The organism is Nocardia sp. alder85J (assembly GCF_020176955.2).
GTDB lineage: Bacteria > Actinomycetota > Actinomycetes > Mycobacteriales > Mycobacteriaceae > Nocardia.
The window spans coordinates 115993-131893 of sequence record NZ_JAIUCZ020000018.1 but is presented as its reverse complement, the minus strand read 5'-3'; the positions used below and the strand labels follow the sequence as shown (position 1 = coordinate 131893).

Below are 15901 nucleotides of genomic sequence, written 5' to 3'. Positions count from 1 at the left end.
TCAAGCTTAGCCCATCCCTCTATCCCGATCCAAATCGGGGTAGCGAGTCGAGCCGTGTGATCCAGTCTGGCGCTCATCGTCCGGCCTCGTGTCCCGGGCCTCTCGGCTCTGGGTCGGCGTCCGTGTCGCTCTGACCTGGATTAAGTTACGTGTGAACCACTTTCGATGTCAAATCGCCTGGTCATACGGTCAATATCGGATGTTTCGCCGCATCCGTACGGCCCCGAAAAGCAGTGCGACCGGCCCGTCGGACGACGGACCGATCACCACTCACCCGTAAATCGGTATTACCGCGACATCCGTCAGTTGCACCGGGTGTCGACGATCCGCGTCGGACTCGGCTCCGCGCTGAGCGAGGCCGGCCGCGGCGGGCCGAAGGCGCCGATTGCCGCGCCCTCGGCCGCGGCCGGCGTCGGCCCGACCCCACCGAGGAACAGTCCGTCCCGCTCGGCCAGCGATCCACAGCCGTCCATGTAGCGCAGCACGACGAAGCAGTTGCCGTACCCGCAGGCGGACAACGCATTCGCGTCTGCCTCGCCCTGGTTGGGGTAGTCACCGGTCATGCCGATGATGGTGCCGCCGGTCGGATTGTCGGTCGAGATGGCGAACGCACCGTAGTAGTGACCGTCCCAGTCGGAGTCGGCCGCCGAGGCCGATCCCGCCCCCGCGGTCAGGAGAACGGTCGCAACCCCCGCGACCAGTCCGAAGGTCGTTTTCCCCGAAACAAACATCTGATGCTCTCTCCAGTTGTGCACGGCCTCGGCTCGAGGCCAACAGGCCATCATGACGGAGAGTACCGACAAAGCCGGAAGCCGGCCCACCTCGAGGGTGGGCCGGCTTCCGGTCGAAAATTGTTGCCGGACGGCAGGACTCAGAAGTCCATGCCACCCATGCCACCGGTCGGATCGCCGGCCGGGGCGGCCGTCTTCTCCGGCTTGTCGGCGACGACGGCCTCGGTGGTGAGGAACAGGGCCGCGATCGACGCCGCGTTCTGCAGCGCGGAACGGGTCACCTTCACCGGGTCGGCCACGCCGGCCGCCAGCAGGTCCTCGTAGACGCCGGTCTCGGCGTTGAGGCCCGAGCCGGACGGCAGGTTGGAGACCTTCTCGGCCACCACGCCGGGCTCCAGGCCCGCGTTGAAGGCGATCTGCTTCAGCGGCGCGGCCAGGGCGACGCGAACGATGTTCGCACCGGTGGCCTCGTCGCCGGTCAGGGTCAGCTCGTCCAGCGCCGGGGCGGCCTGCAGCAGGGCCACGCCACCACCGGGGACGATGCCCTCCTCGACGGCGGCCTTGGCGTTGCGCACCGCGTCCTCGATGCGGTGCTTGCGCTCCTTGAGCTCCACCTCGGTGGCAGCGCCGGCCTTGATCACCGCGACACCGCCGGCCAGCTTGGCCAGGCGCTCCTGCAGCTTCTCACGGTCGTAGTCCGAGTCCGAGTTCTCGATCTCGGTGCGGATCTGCGCCACGCGACCCTGGATGGCCTCGGCATCGCCGGCGCCGTCCACGATGGTGGTCTCGTCCTTGGTCACGACGATCTTGCGGGCGGTGCCCAGCAGGTCGACGGTCGCGGTCTCCAGGTTCAGACCGACCTCTTCGCTGATGACCTCACCGCCGGTCAGGATGGCGATGTCGGCCAGCTGCGCCTTGCGGCGGTCGCCGAAGCCCGGGGCCTTCACGGCGACGGACTTGAAGGTGCCGCGGATCTTGTTCACGACCAGGGTCGACAGGGCCTCGCCCTCGACGTCCTCGGCGATGATCAGCAGCGGCTTACCGGCCTGGATGACCTTCTCCAGCAGCGGCAGCAGATCCTTGACGGTCGAGATCTTGGAACCGACCAGCAGGATGTACGGATCCTCGAGGACCGCTTCCTGACGCTCCGGGTCGGTCACGAAGTAACCGGAGATGTAGCCCTTGTCGAAGCGCATACCCTCGGTCAGCTCCAGCTGGAGCCCGAAGGTGTTGCTCTCCTCGACGGTGATGACGCCTTCCTTGCCGACCTTGTCCATGGCCTCGGCGATCAGCTCGCCGATGGACTGGTCGCCGGCGGAGATCGCGGCGGTGGCGGCGATCTGCTCCTTGGTCTCGACCTCCTTGGCGGAAGCCAGCAGGCGGCTGGTGACAGCCTCCACGGCCTTCTCGATGCCGCGCTTCAGACCCAGCGGGTTCGCGCCGGCCGCGACGTTGCGCAGACCCTCACGCACCAGCGCCTGCGCCAGCACGGTCGCCGTGGTGGTGCCGTCGCCCGCGACGTCGTCGGTCTTCTTGGCGACCTCTTTGACCAGCTCGGCGCCGATCTTCTCGTACGGGTCCTCGAGCTCGATCTCCTTGGCGATGGACACACCATCGTTGGTGATCGTGGGGGCGCCCCACTTCTTCTCCAGGACGACGTTGCGGCCCTTGGGGCCCAGCGTCACCTTGACAGCATCGGCGAGGCTGTTGAGGCCCCGCTCGAGGCCGCGACGGGCCTCTTCGTCGTACGCAATTGTCTTGGCCATGGCGTTCTCGAGATCCTCCACGTATATGGCTGACACACAGAGCGACCGCAGGGTTGGATCGCTCCATATTGACGCTGGCCAGGTTCGGTGCCCGCGACGGACGACCAGGGGTGTCGTGGTACCCGGCCTCACCGTCCCGACCTGGCACTCACATAACGGGAGTGCCAGATCCATTTTTAGCACTCGCCACCACCGAGTGCAAGGAGGTGTCGGCCCACCCCGGACCGGTCGCCGATGCGCGGGCCCAGCGCTCCCGTTCGCGACCCGGCTCGATCCCGGACCGACGGCGGGGAGGAGGAGGGAGAGACCGCGCTGGGAGCTCAGGTATCGGTGACCCGCAGAGCCAAGGCCAGGAAGGCGTCGGCCCGGCGCTCCTCCGGAGTCCGGGGCTCACCACGATCGACCGTCACCTGCTCCGCATCGTGGAGAAGCAGTTCCGCCTCGATCCGCATGATGGCACGAATGAACGGCGGAGCGACCTCCGGCGGGAGGTCTCCGTTCACTATGTAACTACCGTCGGGACCGGACTCCGTGGACACAAAGGTCAACGCGTGCAGCAGGTCACCGCGCGATTCTCCGGCAATCATGTCGGAGTCCCGGGTATCCGCCATAGCTACATGGTATCCATACCGCGCTTGTGGAACCGGTATATGGCCAATACAGTACGTACGTACGGTTTGGTGAACGACGCGACTGGAGCCGCCATGTGGGATCCACAGCAGTATCTGACCTTCGACGATCACCGTTCGCGGCCCTTTTTCGAGTTGTTGAATCGAATCGGCGCCGAGCGGCCTCGGCGTGTCGTCGATCTCGGTTGCGGGCCCGGACACCTCACCGGCGTGTTGGGACAGCGGTGGCCGGGGGCGGTCGTCGAGGCCTCGGATTCGTCACCGGAGATGGTGGCGGCGGCTCGCGCCCGCGGCGTACACGCGACCCTGCTCGACGTGCGGGACTGGCAGCCCGAGGCCGATACCGATGTGGTCGTCACGAACGCGGTGCTGCAATGGGTGCCCGGTCATCCGGATCTGTTGCGACGCTGGGCGGCGGAGCTGCCCGCCGGCGCCTGGCTGGCCCTCCAGGTTCCGGGCAATTTCGACGCCCCCTCACACAGCAGCATCCGCGAGGTGGCCGCCCGCCCGCACTGGAAGGATCGCCTGGCGGACACCGGCATCCTGGAGCCGCGCAGCGTGCTGGAGCCGACCGGGTACGCGGCGCTGTTCGCGGCGGCCGGTTGGGGCGTGGACGCCTGGGAGACCACGTATGTGCAACGCCTGTCCGGGGACGATCCGGTGCTGACCTGGGTCACCGGTACCGCCCTGCGCCCGGTGCGGGATGCCCTCGACGACACCGAGTGGGACCGGTTCACCACCGAACTGGGCAGCCTGCTGCGCGCTGCCTACCCGCAGCAGGCCGACGGTAGTACCTGGATGCCGTTCCGGCGGGTCTTCGCGGTGGCGCATCGCTCCTGACGACACGGATCAGCCGGCCTCGGCCGACCGGCCGCTCACCATCAGAGCGAGTCCGAGGCCGGCGGTACCGGAGGTTGCGCGGCGGCGCCGGGCACCCGGGCGAGCAGCGCGACCAGGTCCCGTTCCAACTCGGCCTTGTCCAGCCCGAGCCCGGACAGCGGACCGGCGCCGTCCTCCAGCTCCAGCAATGCCAGCAACATGTGCTCGGTACCGATGTAGTTGTGCCCCAGCCGAAGCGCCTCCCGGAAGGTGAGCTCCAGCGCCTTGCGGGCCGGGCCGTTGTAGGGAATCAGATCGGGTACGGTCTCGGCCGCCGGCGGCAGCGCCGAGGTGACGACCCGCCGGACCGCGTCGAGGCCGATCCCCTTCCCGACGATGGCCAGCGCCGCCAGCCCCTCGGGCTCGCTGAGCAGCCCCAGCACCAGGTGTTCCGGCGTGATCTCGGCATTGCCGGCGGTACGAGCCTCCTCCATCGAGGCCATCACCACACTCCGGGCCCGCTGGGTGAACCGGCCGAATCCGGTATTCGGATCCAGGGCCGCCGGATTGCCGGATTCCTTGGGCACGAACCGTTTCTGGGCGGCCTGCTTGCTCACCCCCATGCTGCTGCCGATATCGGTCCACGAGGCGCCCGAGCGCCGGGCCTGGTCGACGAAGTGACCGATCAGATGATCGGCGACCTCGCCCAGATGGTTCGCCGCCACGACCGCGTCCGACAGCTGTTCCAGCACGTCGTCGGGGCGGGCCCGCTTGATTCCGTCGATCAGATCGTCGAGTCGTATCTTGTTCGCCATGCGTCAACGATAGGTTGACCATCGAGCTTTCGTCAACCATTGGTTGACGATAATCCGGACGGCTTCGCGGACCGGCCCACCGGTCCGGATTCAGCGCGGCGGGCTCACCGTGAGGTGTGGCAGATGCCCCCGTAACCCGGGCGCGCTCGTGGTCGGGGCCGGGTGGCCATGCATGTGCAGATCGTGGTTTCCCGCCGGTCCACAGGCGGCGCACAGGGCCAGTACGCCACACATCAGGACGGCCACCACCAGCTTCTTCACTGGTTCTCTCCCAGGCACGGCACGGCCGCGCAGTCGACATTCACTCGGGTGTGCAACGGTCGCGGCACCCGCTTGCCCTACGGTGCCGCACGATCCTTGTCATCGGCCCATCGATCGCTTAACAGACCGGGTTTCGACGCGGAACTATCCGGTGGCGATACCGATCGCCACCGCGACGGGAGTGTCGACGCGACTGGACGACAGGCACACCAGCTTCGCGGTGCCGAGAGCGACATTGGGGCTGCCCTCGAACTTCGACCCCGGATTCTCGGCGAGCACCTGTTCCATCAGGGCCTTCTCCGCATCGACGTCCATGGTCTTGAATCGGCCGCAGGGCGTCGCCGAGGCCGGGCCCAGCGTCCCGGTCGCGACCGGCGCGGCGGTGGAAGTTCCCGGCGCCGTGGCGGTTTCGGGAGCGGGAGCGGACGCGCTCGATACCGCGGACGCGGAACTCGGTGCGGCGACCGCGGAACCGGTCGCCGACGCCTGGCGCAATCCGGCGGGCGCCGGGGCCGAGTCGTTGCCACCACATCCGGCGAGCGTCAGCGCACCCGCCGCGACGGCGAGCACCACGATCCGTTTCATCACCGATTCAATCCCCGCTACGGTCGACACACACCGGATGTGCCCGGTGCGCTGGCAGCGTACCCGGCCGGGGGTGGCGACGCGGTGGGACCCGGTTTCAGTGGATGTGGTCGCGCCAATCCGCGGGCACCCGCTCGCGCGGGCCGGGCACCGTCTGCTCGCGCGGATGATGCTGCGGCGGAGCCAATTTCGGGCCCTCGTCGAACATGTCGCTGGCTTCGTAGTCCCAGAACCACTGCTCGCCCGGTTCGAAGCTGCGGACGAACCGATGGCCGGTCTCCGCGAAATGCTTGGTGGCGTGCTGGGACGGTGAGGTGTCGCAGCAGCCCACGTGCCCGCACTGGGCACAGCGGCGTAAGTGCACCCACCAGCCCTGGGCCTGTTCGCATTCCACGCAACCGGTACCGCTGGGCGGGACCGCGGGATCGATGCCGTCGATGTTCTGCATGTCACTCACTTCCGGTAATCGGCTGTGCCGGTTCGGGTTCCGCCTGCTGTTGCAGGGGCAGCCGGACGACGAAGCGGGTGTCGCCGGGCACCGACTCCACCCGGATGTCGCCACCGTGTTTCTTCGCCACGATCCGGAACGAAATGTCCAGGCCGAGACCGGTTCCCTCGCCGACCGCCTTCGTGGTGAAGAACGGTTCGAAGATCCGGTGCCGCAGTTCCGGCGGGACGCCGGCACCAGTGTCGCAGATTTCCACTGCTACGCAGTCGTTCTCGCGATACGTGCGGACGGTGAGCGTGCCGTGCCCGGACATCGCCGCCACGGCGTTGTCGATCAGATTCGTCCACACCTGGTTCAGCTCCGCCGCATAGCAGGGCACCGGCGGCAGCGTGCGGTCGTATTCCTTGACCACCTCGATGTCGTCACCGATCTTGCGGGCCAGCATGACCAGCGTGCTGTCCAGCAGTTCGTGGATGTCGACCACCTGGAACGGGGCCCGATCCATCTGCGAATACTGCTTGGCCGCGTTCACCAGCGACGAGATGCGGGTGGTCGAATCGGTGATCTCGTTCATCAGCAGTTCGGTCTCGACGGTGTAGTTCAGCCATCGGATCGCACCCTCCAGGGTGCCGCTGTCGCACCCCTCCAGCGTGCCGGCCACCTTCTCCAGCCAGTCGATGTCGAAGCCGGCCTGCACGAAGTTCGGCGCGATGTCCCAGCCGCCCGCGATGTCGTGATCGTCGAGCCAGCCGCCGAGTTCGTCCTCCCGGTCGGCCGCCTCCAGCGGGGTCAGCACCGGAGCCTTGCCGACCTGCGCGGCGGCCTCCTCCTGGAGTTGCACCAGGGCCTCCAGGGTGTTCGAGTCGAATTTGCCGCGCGCCATCATCTTCAGCTTGTTGCGCATGCCGGCGACGCGCTCCCGCAGCGAACCCGTGGCCCGGACGGCCGCGGCGGCCGGATTGTTCAGCTCGTGCGTCAGCCCCGCCGACAGCTGGCCCAGTGCGAGCAACCGCTCGCGCTGGCCGATGATCTCGTTGGAGTTGCGGTTGCCGAAGAACAGGCCTTCGAGCAGATGCACCGCCATCGGGAACCACTCGTGCACCATGTCCGAGAAGGTGCGGGCGTCGAGGACGAAGAACGTGGACGGTTCGGTGACGTAGAACGATCCGTTGTAGGTCTGCTCGGCGCGGTCGCCCAGATAGGAGGCCCACGCGCCCGAGTACGAGCCACGGTGGGCGGTGCGGACCAGCTCGATCTCCTCGCCGGAGGACAGCCGGGTGAGCACGACCTCGCCGGACATCAGCACATAGAAGTTCTCGGCCGGATCGCCCTCGCGGAAGACCAGGCCCGGTTCGAACGATTCCACCCGGCCGTCACGACACAGCCAGGCCAACTGCTCGTCACCGAGCTTCTCGAACAGGAACAGCGTCCGCAGTTCGCCCGGGTCGCATACCAATCGCGTGCTCATGTCCGCACTCCTCCCACTGCCACTTCGACGACCGCTACTGCTTCGCCATGTATCGATGCACCAGCATCACCGCCATCGCACCCTCGCCGACCGCGGACGCCACCCGCTTCGCCGATTCCGAACGCACATCACCGGCGACGAACACGCCCGGGACATTGGTCTCCAGATGTCCCGGCGGGCGCGACAGTTCCCAGCCCGGCGGCAGCGCCCCGTCGACCAGCAGATCCGGTCCGGCCAGCACATAACCGGCCCGGTCCCGGGTGATCAGGCCGTCCAGCCATTCGGTCTCCGGCGCGGCGCCGATGAACAGGAACAACCGCTCGGCGTCCACCTTCTCCTCGGCGCCGGTCGCATTGTTGCGCAACACGATTCGCTCCAGATGGTCGTCGCCGTCGGCGGAGGTCACCTCGGTGCACGGGTGCACCTTGATGTTCGGGATCGCCTCGATCTGCTGGATCAGATAGTGCGACATGGACTGTTCCAGCGACCGGGCCCGGACCAGGATGTGCACGGTACGCGCGTTGCGGGACAGGAACACCGCCGCCTGACCGGCCGAATTGGCGCCGCCGACGATGTAGACCTCACGGTCGGCGCAGTCCGCCGCCTCGGTCATCGCCGAGCCGTAATACACACCGCGCCCGGTGAAATCGTCCACGCCCGGCGCCGGGTGGTGCCGGTAGTTGACCCCGGTGGCGATGAGCACCGAATGCGCGGCGATGGAACTGCCGTCGTCGAAGCGCACCACGCGGGCCGCGCCGCAGGCCTCCAGCCCCGTCACCTCGCGCGCGGTGATCAGTTCGGCGCCGAATTTCACCGCCTGCCGCCGCGCCCGATCGGCCAGTTGCGCACCGGACAATCCGTCGGGGAAGCCCAGATAGTTCTCGATCCGCGAACTCTGCCCGGCCTGACCACCGGTGGCGGTGCGCTCGACCAGGACCGTCCGCAGCCCCTCGGAAGCGCCGTAGACCGCCGCGCCGAGCCCGGCCGGACCGCCGCCCACCACGATCAGATCGTAGAAGTCACCGAGCGGATCGGTGTTCAGGCCGACGCTCACCGCCAGTTCGCTGTCACTGGGCGCGCGCAGCACCCCGCCGCTCGCATCGATGACCACCGGGCACTGGTCGGCGCCGGCGCCGGCCGCCGCCAGCAGCCGCTCGCCCTCCGGCTCGTCGGCCAGATAGAAGCGGTACGGCAATTGGTTGCGCGCCAGGAATTCCCGGACCTCCGAACAGCGGGCCGACCAGCGGTGACCGATCACCTTGGTCTCGTGCACCGGCCGGCGCTGGTCGCCGCGCCAGGACTCGAGCAGCGAGTCCAGGACCGGATACAGCTTCTCCTCCGGCGGATCCCAGGGCTTGAGCAGATAGTGGTCCAGATCCACCACATTGATGGCGTTGATCGCCGCGTCGGTATCGGCGTAGGCGGTGAGCAGGACCCGCCGGGCGAACGGATGCAGATCCATCGCCTGCTCCAGGAATTCGATGCCGTCCATGCCCGGCATCCGGAAGTCGGCGATCAACACGGCCACGGGCTGACCCCGCAATTTCATCTCACGCAGCGCGTCCAGCGCCGAGGCGCCCGACTCCGCGCGAATGATCCGATAATCGGCGCCGTACCGGCGACGGAGGTCTCGGACGACAGCGCGGGAGACGCCGGGATCGTCGTCGACACTGAGGATCGCGGGTCTGGCAGCAGCTGGTGAGGTCACGTCCAAAGTATGGATGTCACCGGCTCCGGTGACGAGCCGAGTTCTCTACCAGCGGATTCTCCACCGGCGCCGAGCCGTTGCGAGGCCGGCTCACAGCTGGTGGTGTTCCACGAAGTCACGCTCGGTCGGCGTGAGCAGACGTTCCAGTCGTTCCTCCCGTTGCGCGCGCGCCTGCCGCGTCCACTGACCCGGACGCCGCCCGGCGGCCTCATCCGAGAGCGGTAGGAGCGGTAGGGATTCCGCCTGCCGGCGGTTGAGGAGAAAGCGCAGTTTCACGGCCGATCACCTCACGTCTGGAATGAATAGCTCGGGTCGGATGCTTCGTTGCCTGCCGCTTGTCTATCCGCTATTGTGCGTCGTTCATTACATGCCGGGATACCTCTCGCCGCAGACTGTGATGCAGTTGATTTTCAACGAGCCGAGCCCTGCCGGGCACTTCCGCGACGACGACCCGCCGGTAGGCTGTGTGGTACTTGACGTCACATCTCTCGGAGCCAGCGTTGCCGAACACTCTCGAAGCCACTGTCGATATTTCCGCGTCCCCGGAACAGGTCTGGCAGGTCCTCTCGGATCTGAAGCGGATGCCCGAGTTCAGCCCGACCACCAAACGCATGATCCCACTCGGCACGCCCGCGGCCGGGACCTGGACGATCAACATCAATCGGGTCGAGGGGAAATACGTCTATCCCACGACGTCCCGCATCGTCCGGTACGAGCCCAACCGCGAGTTCGCCTTCCGGATGAACGAGAACGGCGTGGTGTGGAGCTACACCCTGGAGCCCATCGAGACCGGCACCAAACTGGTCGAACGCCGCGACATACCGAACGGCGTACGCCGGCCGGTGCGCATGCTGATCAATGCCTTCCTCGGCGGCGAGCAGCAGTTCGAGGCCGAGCTGGTGCGCGGCATGAACGAGACGCTGGAACGCATCAAGGCCACCGCCGAACGCTGAGCACCGAACGCTGAGATCCACACTGCCGGAAGGCTTTCCGGTACCGGTCACTGCCAGTTCGGCAACTTCACCACCTGCGCGGCCCAGGACAGCCCGGCGCCGAACGCGACCAGCAGTGCGTCGGCGCCGGGTTTCGCGTCGCCCTTGCGCAGCAGCGCCTCCATCGCCAGCGGGATCGAGGCGGCGGAGGTGTTGCCAGCCTCGGTGATGTCGTCGGCCAGGGCACAACTCGGTGACAATTTCAGTTCCCGGGCCATGATCTCGATGATGCGGCCGTTGGCCTGATGCGGGACCATCGCCTCCAGGTCTCCCGGGACGAGCCCGGCGGCGCCGACGGCGTCCAGGCACACCTGCTTCAACGAGTGTGCGGCCCAGCGGAATACCGCGGTGCCCTCCATCGCGAGCCAGGGCCGGACGGCGTCCGCGCCGAGTTCGTCGAATTCGGCGAAGAACTGCACCCAGTCCTTGTCCTGCCGGATGGCGTGATGTTGTGTCCCGTCGGAACCCCAGACGGTCGGGCCGATGCCGGGCTCGGCGGCCGGGCCGACGACCACCGCGCCGGCGCCGTCGCCGAACAGGAATGCGGTCGCGCGGTCGGCCGGGTTGACCGTCGCCGACAACAACTCCACCCCGACCACCAGCACATGCCGGGCGGTGCCGCCCTTGATCAGATCCGAGGCCACCGCCAGGCCGTGACAGAACCCGGCACAGCCGGCGGCCAGGTCGAAGGCGGGCGGATGGTTCATGCCCAGCGCGGTGGCGACCTGCGGCGCCGCCGCGGGCGTGAGCAGCGCCCACGTCGAGGTGGCCAGGATGACGCAGTCGATCTGGTCGGCCGCGATCCGCGCGGATTCCAGCGCGCCGCGCGCCGCGTCGGCGCTCATGGTCACGATGGTCTCCGACCCGGTGGCGAACCGGCGGGAGTGGATGCCCGAACGGGTGCGTATCCATTCGTCGCTGGAGTCGATCGGACCGGCGACCTCGTCGTTGCTGACGATCCGTTGCGGGCGGTAGACCCCCAGCCCCAGTAGGGCGGTGTGTTCCGAACCTGTGATGTGCGCGAGCTGAGCAGCCATCGTGCGTCTCCTAGGTACACCCGGCGAGCGACGCCACGATTGCGGCCACACCCGCACATGGAACGTTCCTTCATCGGGCCCGATCCCGGAGTCCGCACACGTCCAGCGCAGATTCCGCAGACATGAGGCCACCTCATATTACGACAAATCGACCGCTGGTAGTGAGTTCTCACAAACGACCGATAGGAACAGTGTGCGCCTGCCCTCGGATCCGGCGATTCGCCGCGGTCGGATCGTGTCCGGTACCCCCGCTCCGACCGGCGGAACGGGGTCCGGCACAGGTGGGACAACCGGACCTCCGGCGGGGCCTGTCCCGTAAGGTGTGAAACCGATCCGGCGCCGCCGATCGCCCGCGGCGACACCGGAAGCAGGGGCCCGGCCCGGTCCGACACCGTCGCCGACCCGGCGCCCCCTCGACACGACAGCACTGCCCCACGAAAGAGGAGCCTGTGGCCCGCCGACCCACCCCGCCCGGCACTCCCGAACGCACCGGACTCGGCCATGTGGCCGATCTGGTCCGGGACGCGATTCCGCCGCTGCATCCCGCCGGCCTGCCGTTCGTGGCAGCGCCGCTGGCGGTGGCGGCGCTCGCGGGCCGGCGGACCTGGCTGCGCCGCACCGGGCTGGCGACCGCGGCGGCCACGGCGGCCTTCTTCCGCCACCCGCACCGGGTTCCGCCGAGCCGGCCGAATGTGGTGGTGGCCCCGGCCGACGGGCAGATCGCCCTGGTCGACACCGAGGTCCCGCCCGCCGAGGTGAACCTCGGCGACCGGCCGCTGCCCCGGGTCAGCATCTTCCTGTCGGTGCTGGACGTGCATGTGCAGCGCACGCCGGTCTCGGGCACCGTCCGGGAGATCGTCTACCGGCGCGGCCAGTTCCGGTCCGCGGATCTGCCCGAGGCCAGCGCGGTGAACGAGCGCAACACGATGCTGCTGGAGACCGACTCCGGCCAGTTGGTCACCGTGGTGCAGATCGCCGGACTGCTGGCCCGTCGCATCGTCTGCGACGTCCGGGTCGAGGATCGGCTCGCCATCGGCGACACCTACGGGCTGATCCGGTTCGGTTCCCGGGTCGACACCTATTTTCCGGCCGGGACCACGCTGCTGGTCGAACCCGGGCAGCGGACGGTCGGCGGGGAGACGGTGCTGGCCGAACTGCCGTCATGATCGGGAAAACCGCGATCGGCAACGGCCGGCGCCGCACGGTCCTGCTCCTGCCCAGCATCGTGACGATCCTGGCCTTGTGCGCGGGGCTGTCGGCGGTGAAGTTCGCCCTGGACAACTCGCTCGGCGGGGCGCTGGCGATGATCGGCGCCGCCGCCGTGCTGGACACCCTGGACGGCCGGTTGGCCCGCATGCTGTCGGCGACCACCAAGATCGGCGCCGAACTCGATTCCCTGTCCGACGCGATCTCCTTCGGCGTCGCGCCCGCGCTGGTGCTGTACGTGACGGTGCTGCGCCAGGAGGGCGCGGGCTGGATCATCGCGCTGATCTTCGCGGTCAGCATCGTGCTGCGGCTGGCCCGGTTCAACACGCTGATGGACGACGACTCCCGGCCGGACTGGGAGCGGGACTACTTCGTGGGTGTGCCCGCCCCGGCGGCCGCGCTGATCGCGCTGCTGCCGGTCGCACTGCACGAACAGTTCGGCGCCGGCTGGTGGACCACCTTCACCGTGGCCGCGGCCTGGACCGTATTCGCCGCACTGCTGGCGGTCAGCACCATCCCGACCCTGGCGATGAAGTCGGTGTCGGTGGCGCCACAGGCCGCGGCGCTGCTGCTGGTGCTGGTCGCGCTGGGTGCGGCCGCGCTGATCACCTATCCGCTGGTCCTGCTGATGGTGCTGGTGGGGTTGTACATCGTGCACATCCCGTTCGCCTGGCGCTCGCAGCGCTGGACCGCCGCCCGGCCCGAGACCTGGCACCACAAGCCCGCCGAGCGGCGTGCCCAGCGCCGCGCGTCCCGGCGCCGACCGGCCGTCCTCGACTACTCCTCGGCGCGGTTACGGCTGCGCCGGCCCGGTGGCCGCCGGCCGTAACCATCCCGCAGCTGCCGACCGCGCACCCGGTGGCCGCCGACGGTGATCTCCCGGTGGCCCACGACCGTGCGCTCGGACGACACCGGTCGAGCACCGCTCGTGGCGACCGGTGACCCTCCACGGGCCGCAACTCCGGTGGCGGCCACGGAGGTCGCTCGGATGGCCGCCGTCGGCAGCCGGTCCGCGCGGCGGCGGTGGCCGCCGCCGCAATCACGGCTGCGGCGGCATTCTCGATCGCCGCTGCCCCACGACGACTTGCGGTGGCGGTTCGGGCGGCGGCCGGGTGGTGCGGGGCCGGGCCCGGGCAGAATGGGGCTCGTGCCCGAACTGTCGCTGACTGCCCGGTTGAACCATTCGGCTGCGGATGCCCGGCGGGGGGTGGTCCGGGTGCATCCGGAGGTGCTGGCCGCGCTGGGGTTGCGGGAGTGGGACGGGATCGCGCTCGTCGGCTCGCGGCGGACGGCCGCGGTCGCGGGGGTCGCGCCCGCGGGGACGCCGACCGGGGTGATCCTGCTGGACGACGTCACGCTGTCCAATGCCGGTGTGCGCGAGGACACGACCGTGGTGGTCGCGCCGGCGACGGTGTACGGGGCCCGGCAGCTGTCGGTGACCGGGTCGGCGCAGGCCACCCGCGCGATCGCCGAATCGACGCTGCGGCAGGCGCTGCTGGGCAAGGTGGTGACCGTCGGCGACGCGGTGTCGCTGCTGCCCCGCGATCTCGGGCCGGGTACCAGTACGGCGGCGGCCAGTCAGGCATTGTCGCGGACCTTCGGCATCGCCTGGACCTCGGAACTGCTCACCGTCACCGCCACCGATCCGGGGCCGGGACCGGTCAGCGTGCAGCCGAACAGCGCGGTGGTGTGGGGTGCGGGAGTGCCGGAGACGAATCGCGCGCCGGACGTGCCGAGCGTGCGGGAACCGGATGCGGCCGCGACGGTTCCGGGCACCCGGATGCGGGTGCGGGAGCGGCCCTCGGTGGTTCCGCTGGCCGAGCTGACCGGGGTCCGCGCCCAGGCGGCGAAGCTGTCGGAATGGCTGAGCCTGGCCCTGGACAAGCCGGAACTGCTGAAAACCCTCGGCGCGCCACCACATCTGGGCGCGCTGATCACCGGGCCCGCCGGTGGCGGCAAGGCGACGCTGGCACGGGCGGTGGCCACGCCGCGGCGCATCGTCGAACTCGACGGTCCCACCGTCGGCGCCACCGATGCCGGCACCCGGCTGCGCGAGGTGGGGCTCGCGGTGTCCGAGATCTGTTCCGGGGCGGGCGGAGTGCTGCTGATCACCGATATCGACGCACTGCTGCCCGCCGATCCGGAACCTGTGGCGGCGCTGATACTGGACCAGCTGCGCGGCGCGGTCGCCACGGCCGGGGTGGCCTTCCTGGCCACCACCTCGCATCCGGCCGCCGCCGACAGCCGGTTGCGCGCACCGGAACTGTGCGATCGCGAGGTGGCGCTGACGCTGCCGACCGCGGCGGTCCGCAAACAGCTGTTGCAGCAACTGCTGCGCAAGGTACCCACCGACAATGCGCCGCTGGACGAGATTGCCTCGCGCACACCGGGTTTCGTGGTGTCGGATCTGGCGGCGCTGTGCCGCGAGGCGGCCCTGCGGGCGGCGTCGCGGGCCGATCGCGAGCACACCGATCCGATGCTCACCCACGCCGATCTGCTGGGCGCGCTGGATGTGATCCGGCCGCTGTCCCGTTCGGGCACCGAGGAGTTGTCCACCGGCGGCCTCGATCTCGACGACGTCGGCGACATGGTGGAGACCAAGCAGGCGCTCACCGAGACGGTGCTCTGGCCGTTGCAGCATCCGGACTCGTTCGCCCGGCTCGGCATCGATCCGCCGCGCGGTGTGCTGCTGTACGGCCCACCGGGCTGCGGTAAGACCTTCCTGGTCCGGGCGCTGGCCGGCAGCGGGCAGCTCAGCGTGCACGCGGTCAAGGGCGCCGAACTGATGGACAAGTGGGTGGGTTCGTCGGAACGGGCGGTGCGCGAACTGTTCCAGCGGGCCCGCGATTCCGCACCCTCGCTGATCTTCCTCGACGAGGTGGACGCGCTGGCGCCGCGGCGCGGGCAGAGCAGCGATTCCGGGGTGGGTGACCGGGTGGTGGCCGCGCTGCTCACCGAACTCGACGGCGTACAGCCGCTGCGCGACGTGGTGGTGCTGGGTGCGACCAACCGGCCGGAACTGATCGATCCGGCGCTGCTGCGGCCGGGCCGGCTGGAGCGGCTGGTGTTCGTCCCGCCGCCGGACGCCGCCGGACGTACCGCGGTGCTGAAGACGGCCGCACGGTCGGTGCCGCTCGCGGCGGATATCAATCTGGCCACGCTGGCCGGGGAACTGCACGGCTATTCCGCCGCCGATTGTTCGGCGCTGCTGCGGGAGGCCGCGCTGGCGGCGATGCGCCGGGACGTCGACGCCGCCGACATCACGGCCGCCGACATGGCCGCCGCGCGGGCCGCGGTCCGGCCGTCACTGGACGAACAGCAGGTCGCGGCGTTGCGCCGGTACGCGGACCGGCGCGCCGGCATCGACGATCCCGAGGCCTGGCCGCGTGACTATATGTAGCTACAAGTTAGCCATAGTGGCCGTAATGTGATCTGA

General features: G+C 69.1%; 15 protein-coding genes. 5 read left to right on the top strand and 10 right to left on the bottom strand.

The window, feature by feature from the left end; genetic code table 11:
• Window positions 1-302: 302 nt before the first annotated feature.
• From LBW94_RS42445 to LBW94_RS42435, 3 genes are all read right to left on the bottom strand, one after another.
• Entirely contained in the window at window positions 303-731 is a 429-nt protein-coding gene (locus LBW94_RS42445) for a DUF4189 domain-containing protein (protein ID WP_225062180.1), read from the bottom strand.
• Window positions 732-871: 140 nt separating this feature from the next.
• A complete protein-coding gene (groL, locus tag LBW94_RS42440; protein WP_225062179.1) occupies window positions 872-2497 on the bottom strand; it encodes a chaperonin GroEL in 1626 nt (541 codons plus the stop codon).
• Window positions 2498-2817: 320 nt separating this feature from the next.
• Window positions 2818-3108, bottom strand: coding sequence for a 13E12 repeat family protein (locus tag LBW94_RS42435; RefSeq protein ID WP_225062178.1), 291 nt, complete (start codon window positions 3106-3108; stop codon window positions 2818-2820).
• A gap of 93 nt (window positions 3109-3201) precedes the next feature.
• Between LBW94_RS42435 and LBW94_RS42430 the strand changes: the two genes are divergently transcribed.
• The gene (locus LBW94_RS42430) at window positions 3202-3966 is read left to right on the top strand and encodes a trans-aconitate 2-methyltransferase (protein ID WP_225062184.1); all 765 of its coding nucleotides are present in this window, start codon (window positions 3202-3204) and stop codon (window positions 3964-3966) included.
• 41 nt (window positions 3967-4007) lie between these two features.
• On the opposite strand, the gene LBW94_RS42425 is transcribed toward LBW94_RS42430, so the two are convergent.
• From LBW94_RS42425 to LBW94_RS42400, 6 genes are all read right to left on the bottom strand, one after another.
• On the bottom strand, window positions 4008-4760 hold the full coding sequence (locus tag LBW94_RS42425) for a Clp protease N-terminal domain-containing protein (protein ID WP_225062177.1): 753 nt from the start codon (window positions 4758-4760) through the stop codon (window positions 4008-4010).
• A 405-nt stretch (window positions 4761-5165) separates the two neighbouring features.
• Window positions 5166-5606, bottom strand: coding sequence for a hypothetical protein (locus tag LBW94_RS42420; protein WP_225062183.1), 441 nt, complete (start codon window positions 5604-5606; stop codon window positions 5166-5168).
• A 97-nt stretch (window positions 5607-5703) separates the two neighbouring features.
• Window positions 5704-6054 (bottom strand): UBP-type zinc finger domain-containing protein, encoded by a 351-nt coding sequence (locus tag LBW94_RS42415; RefSeq protein ID WP_225062176.1) that lies wholly within the window; start codon window positions 6052-6054, stop codon window positions 5704-5706.
• Between the two features lies 1 nt (window position 6055).
• Window positions 6056-7522, bottom strand: coding sequence for an ATP-binding protein (locus LBW94_RS42410; RefSeq protein ID WP_225062175.1), 1467 nt, complete (start codon window positions 7520-7522; stop codon window positions 6056-6058).
• Between the two features lie 34 nt (window positions 7523-7556).
• The gene (locus tag LBW94_RS42405) at window positions 7557-9230 is read right to left on the bottom strand and encodes an FAD-dependent oxidoreductase (RefSeq protein ID WP_225062174.1); all 1674 of its coding nucleotides are present in this window, start codon (window positions 9228-9230) and stop codon (window positions 7557-7559) included.
• 90 nt (window positions 9231-9320) lie between these two features.
• Entirely contained in the window at window positions 9321-9506 is a 186-nt protein-coding gene (locus tag LBW94_RS42400; RefSeq protein ID WP_225062173.1) for a hypothetical protein, read from the bottom strand.
• A gap of 224 nt (window positions 9507-9730) precedes the next feature.
• Between LBW94_RS42400 and LBW94_RS42395 the strand changes: the two genes are divergently transcribed.
• Complete coding sequence (locus tag LBW94_RS42395) at window positions 9731-10183, top strand: SRPBCC family protein (protein WP_225062172.1); 453 nt, start codon at window positions 9731-9733, stop codon at window positions 10181-10183.
• A gap of 47 nt (window positions 10184-10230) precedes the next feature.
• On the opposite strand, the gene LBW94_RS42390 is transcribed toward LBW94_RS42395, so the two are convergent.
• Window positions 10231-11259, bottom strand: coding sequence for a beta-ketoacyl-ACP synthase III (locus tag LBW94_RS42390; protein WP_225062171.1), 1029 nt, complete (start codon window positions 11257-11259; stop codon window positions 10231-10233).
• Window positions 11260-11708: 449 nt separating this feature from the next.
• Between LBW94_RS42390 and LBW94_RS42385 the strand changes: the two genes are divergently transcribed.
• The 3 genes from LBW94_RS42385 to LBW94_RS42375 all read left to right on the top strand — a co-directional run bounded on the left by LBW94_RS42385 (window position 11709) and on the right by LBW94_RS42375 (window position 15865).
• Window positions 11709-12425 carry a phosphatidylserine decarboxylase gene (locus LBW94_RS42385; RefSeq protein ID WP_225062170.1) on the top strand — a complete coding sequence of 239 codons (717 nt, stop codon included), beginning with the start codon at window positions 11709-11711 and terminating at the stop codon, window positions 12423-12425.
• Window positions 12422-13294 (top strand): CDP-alcohol phosphatidyltransferase family protein, encoded by an 873-nt coding sequence (locus LBW94_RS42380; protein ID WP_225062169.1) that lies wholly within the window; start codon window positions 12422-12424, stop codon window positions 13292-13294. The genes LBW94_RS42385 and LBW94_RS42380 overlap by 4 nt, the downstream gene beginning before the upstream one ends.
• Window positions 13295-13612: 318 nt before the next feature.
• Window positions 13613-15865 carry an AAA family ATPase gene (locus LBW94_RS42375; RefSeq protein ID WP_225062168.1) on the top strand — a complete coding sequence of 751 codons (2253 nt, stop codon included), beginning with the start codon at window positions 13613-13615 and terminating at the stop codon, window positions 15863-15865.
• The last annotated feature ends 36 nt before the right edge of the window (window positions 15866-15901 follow it).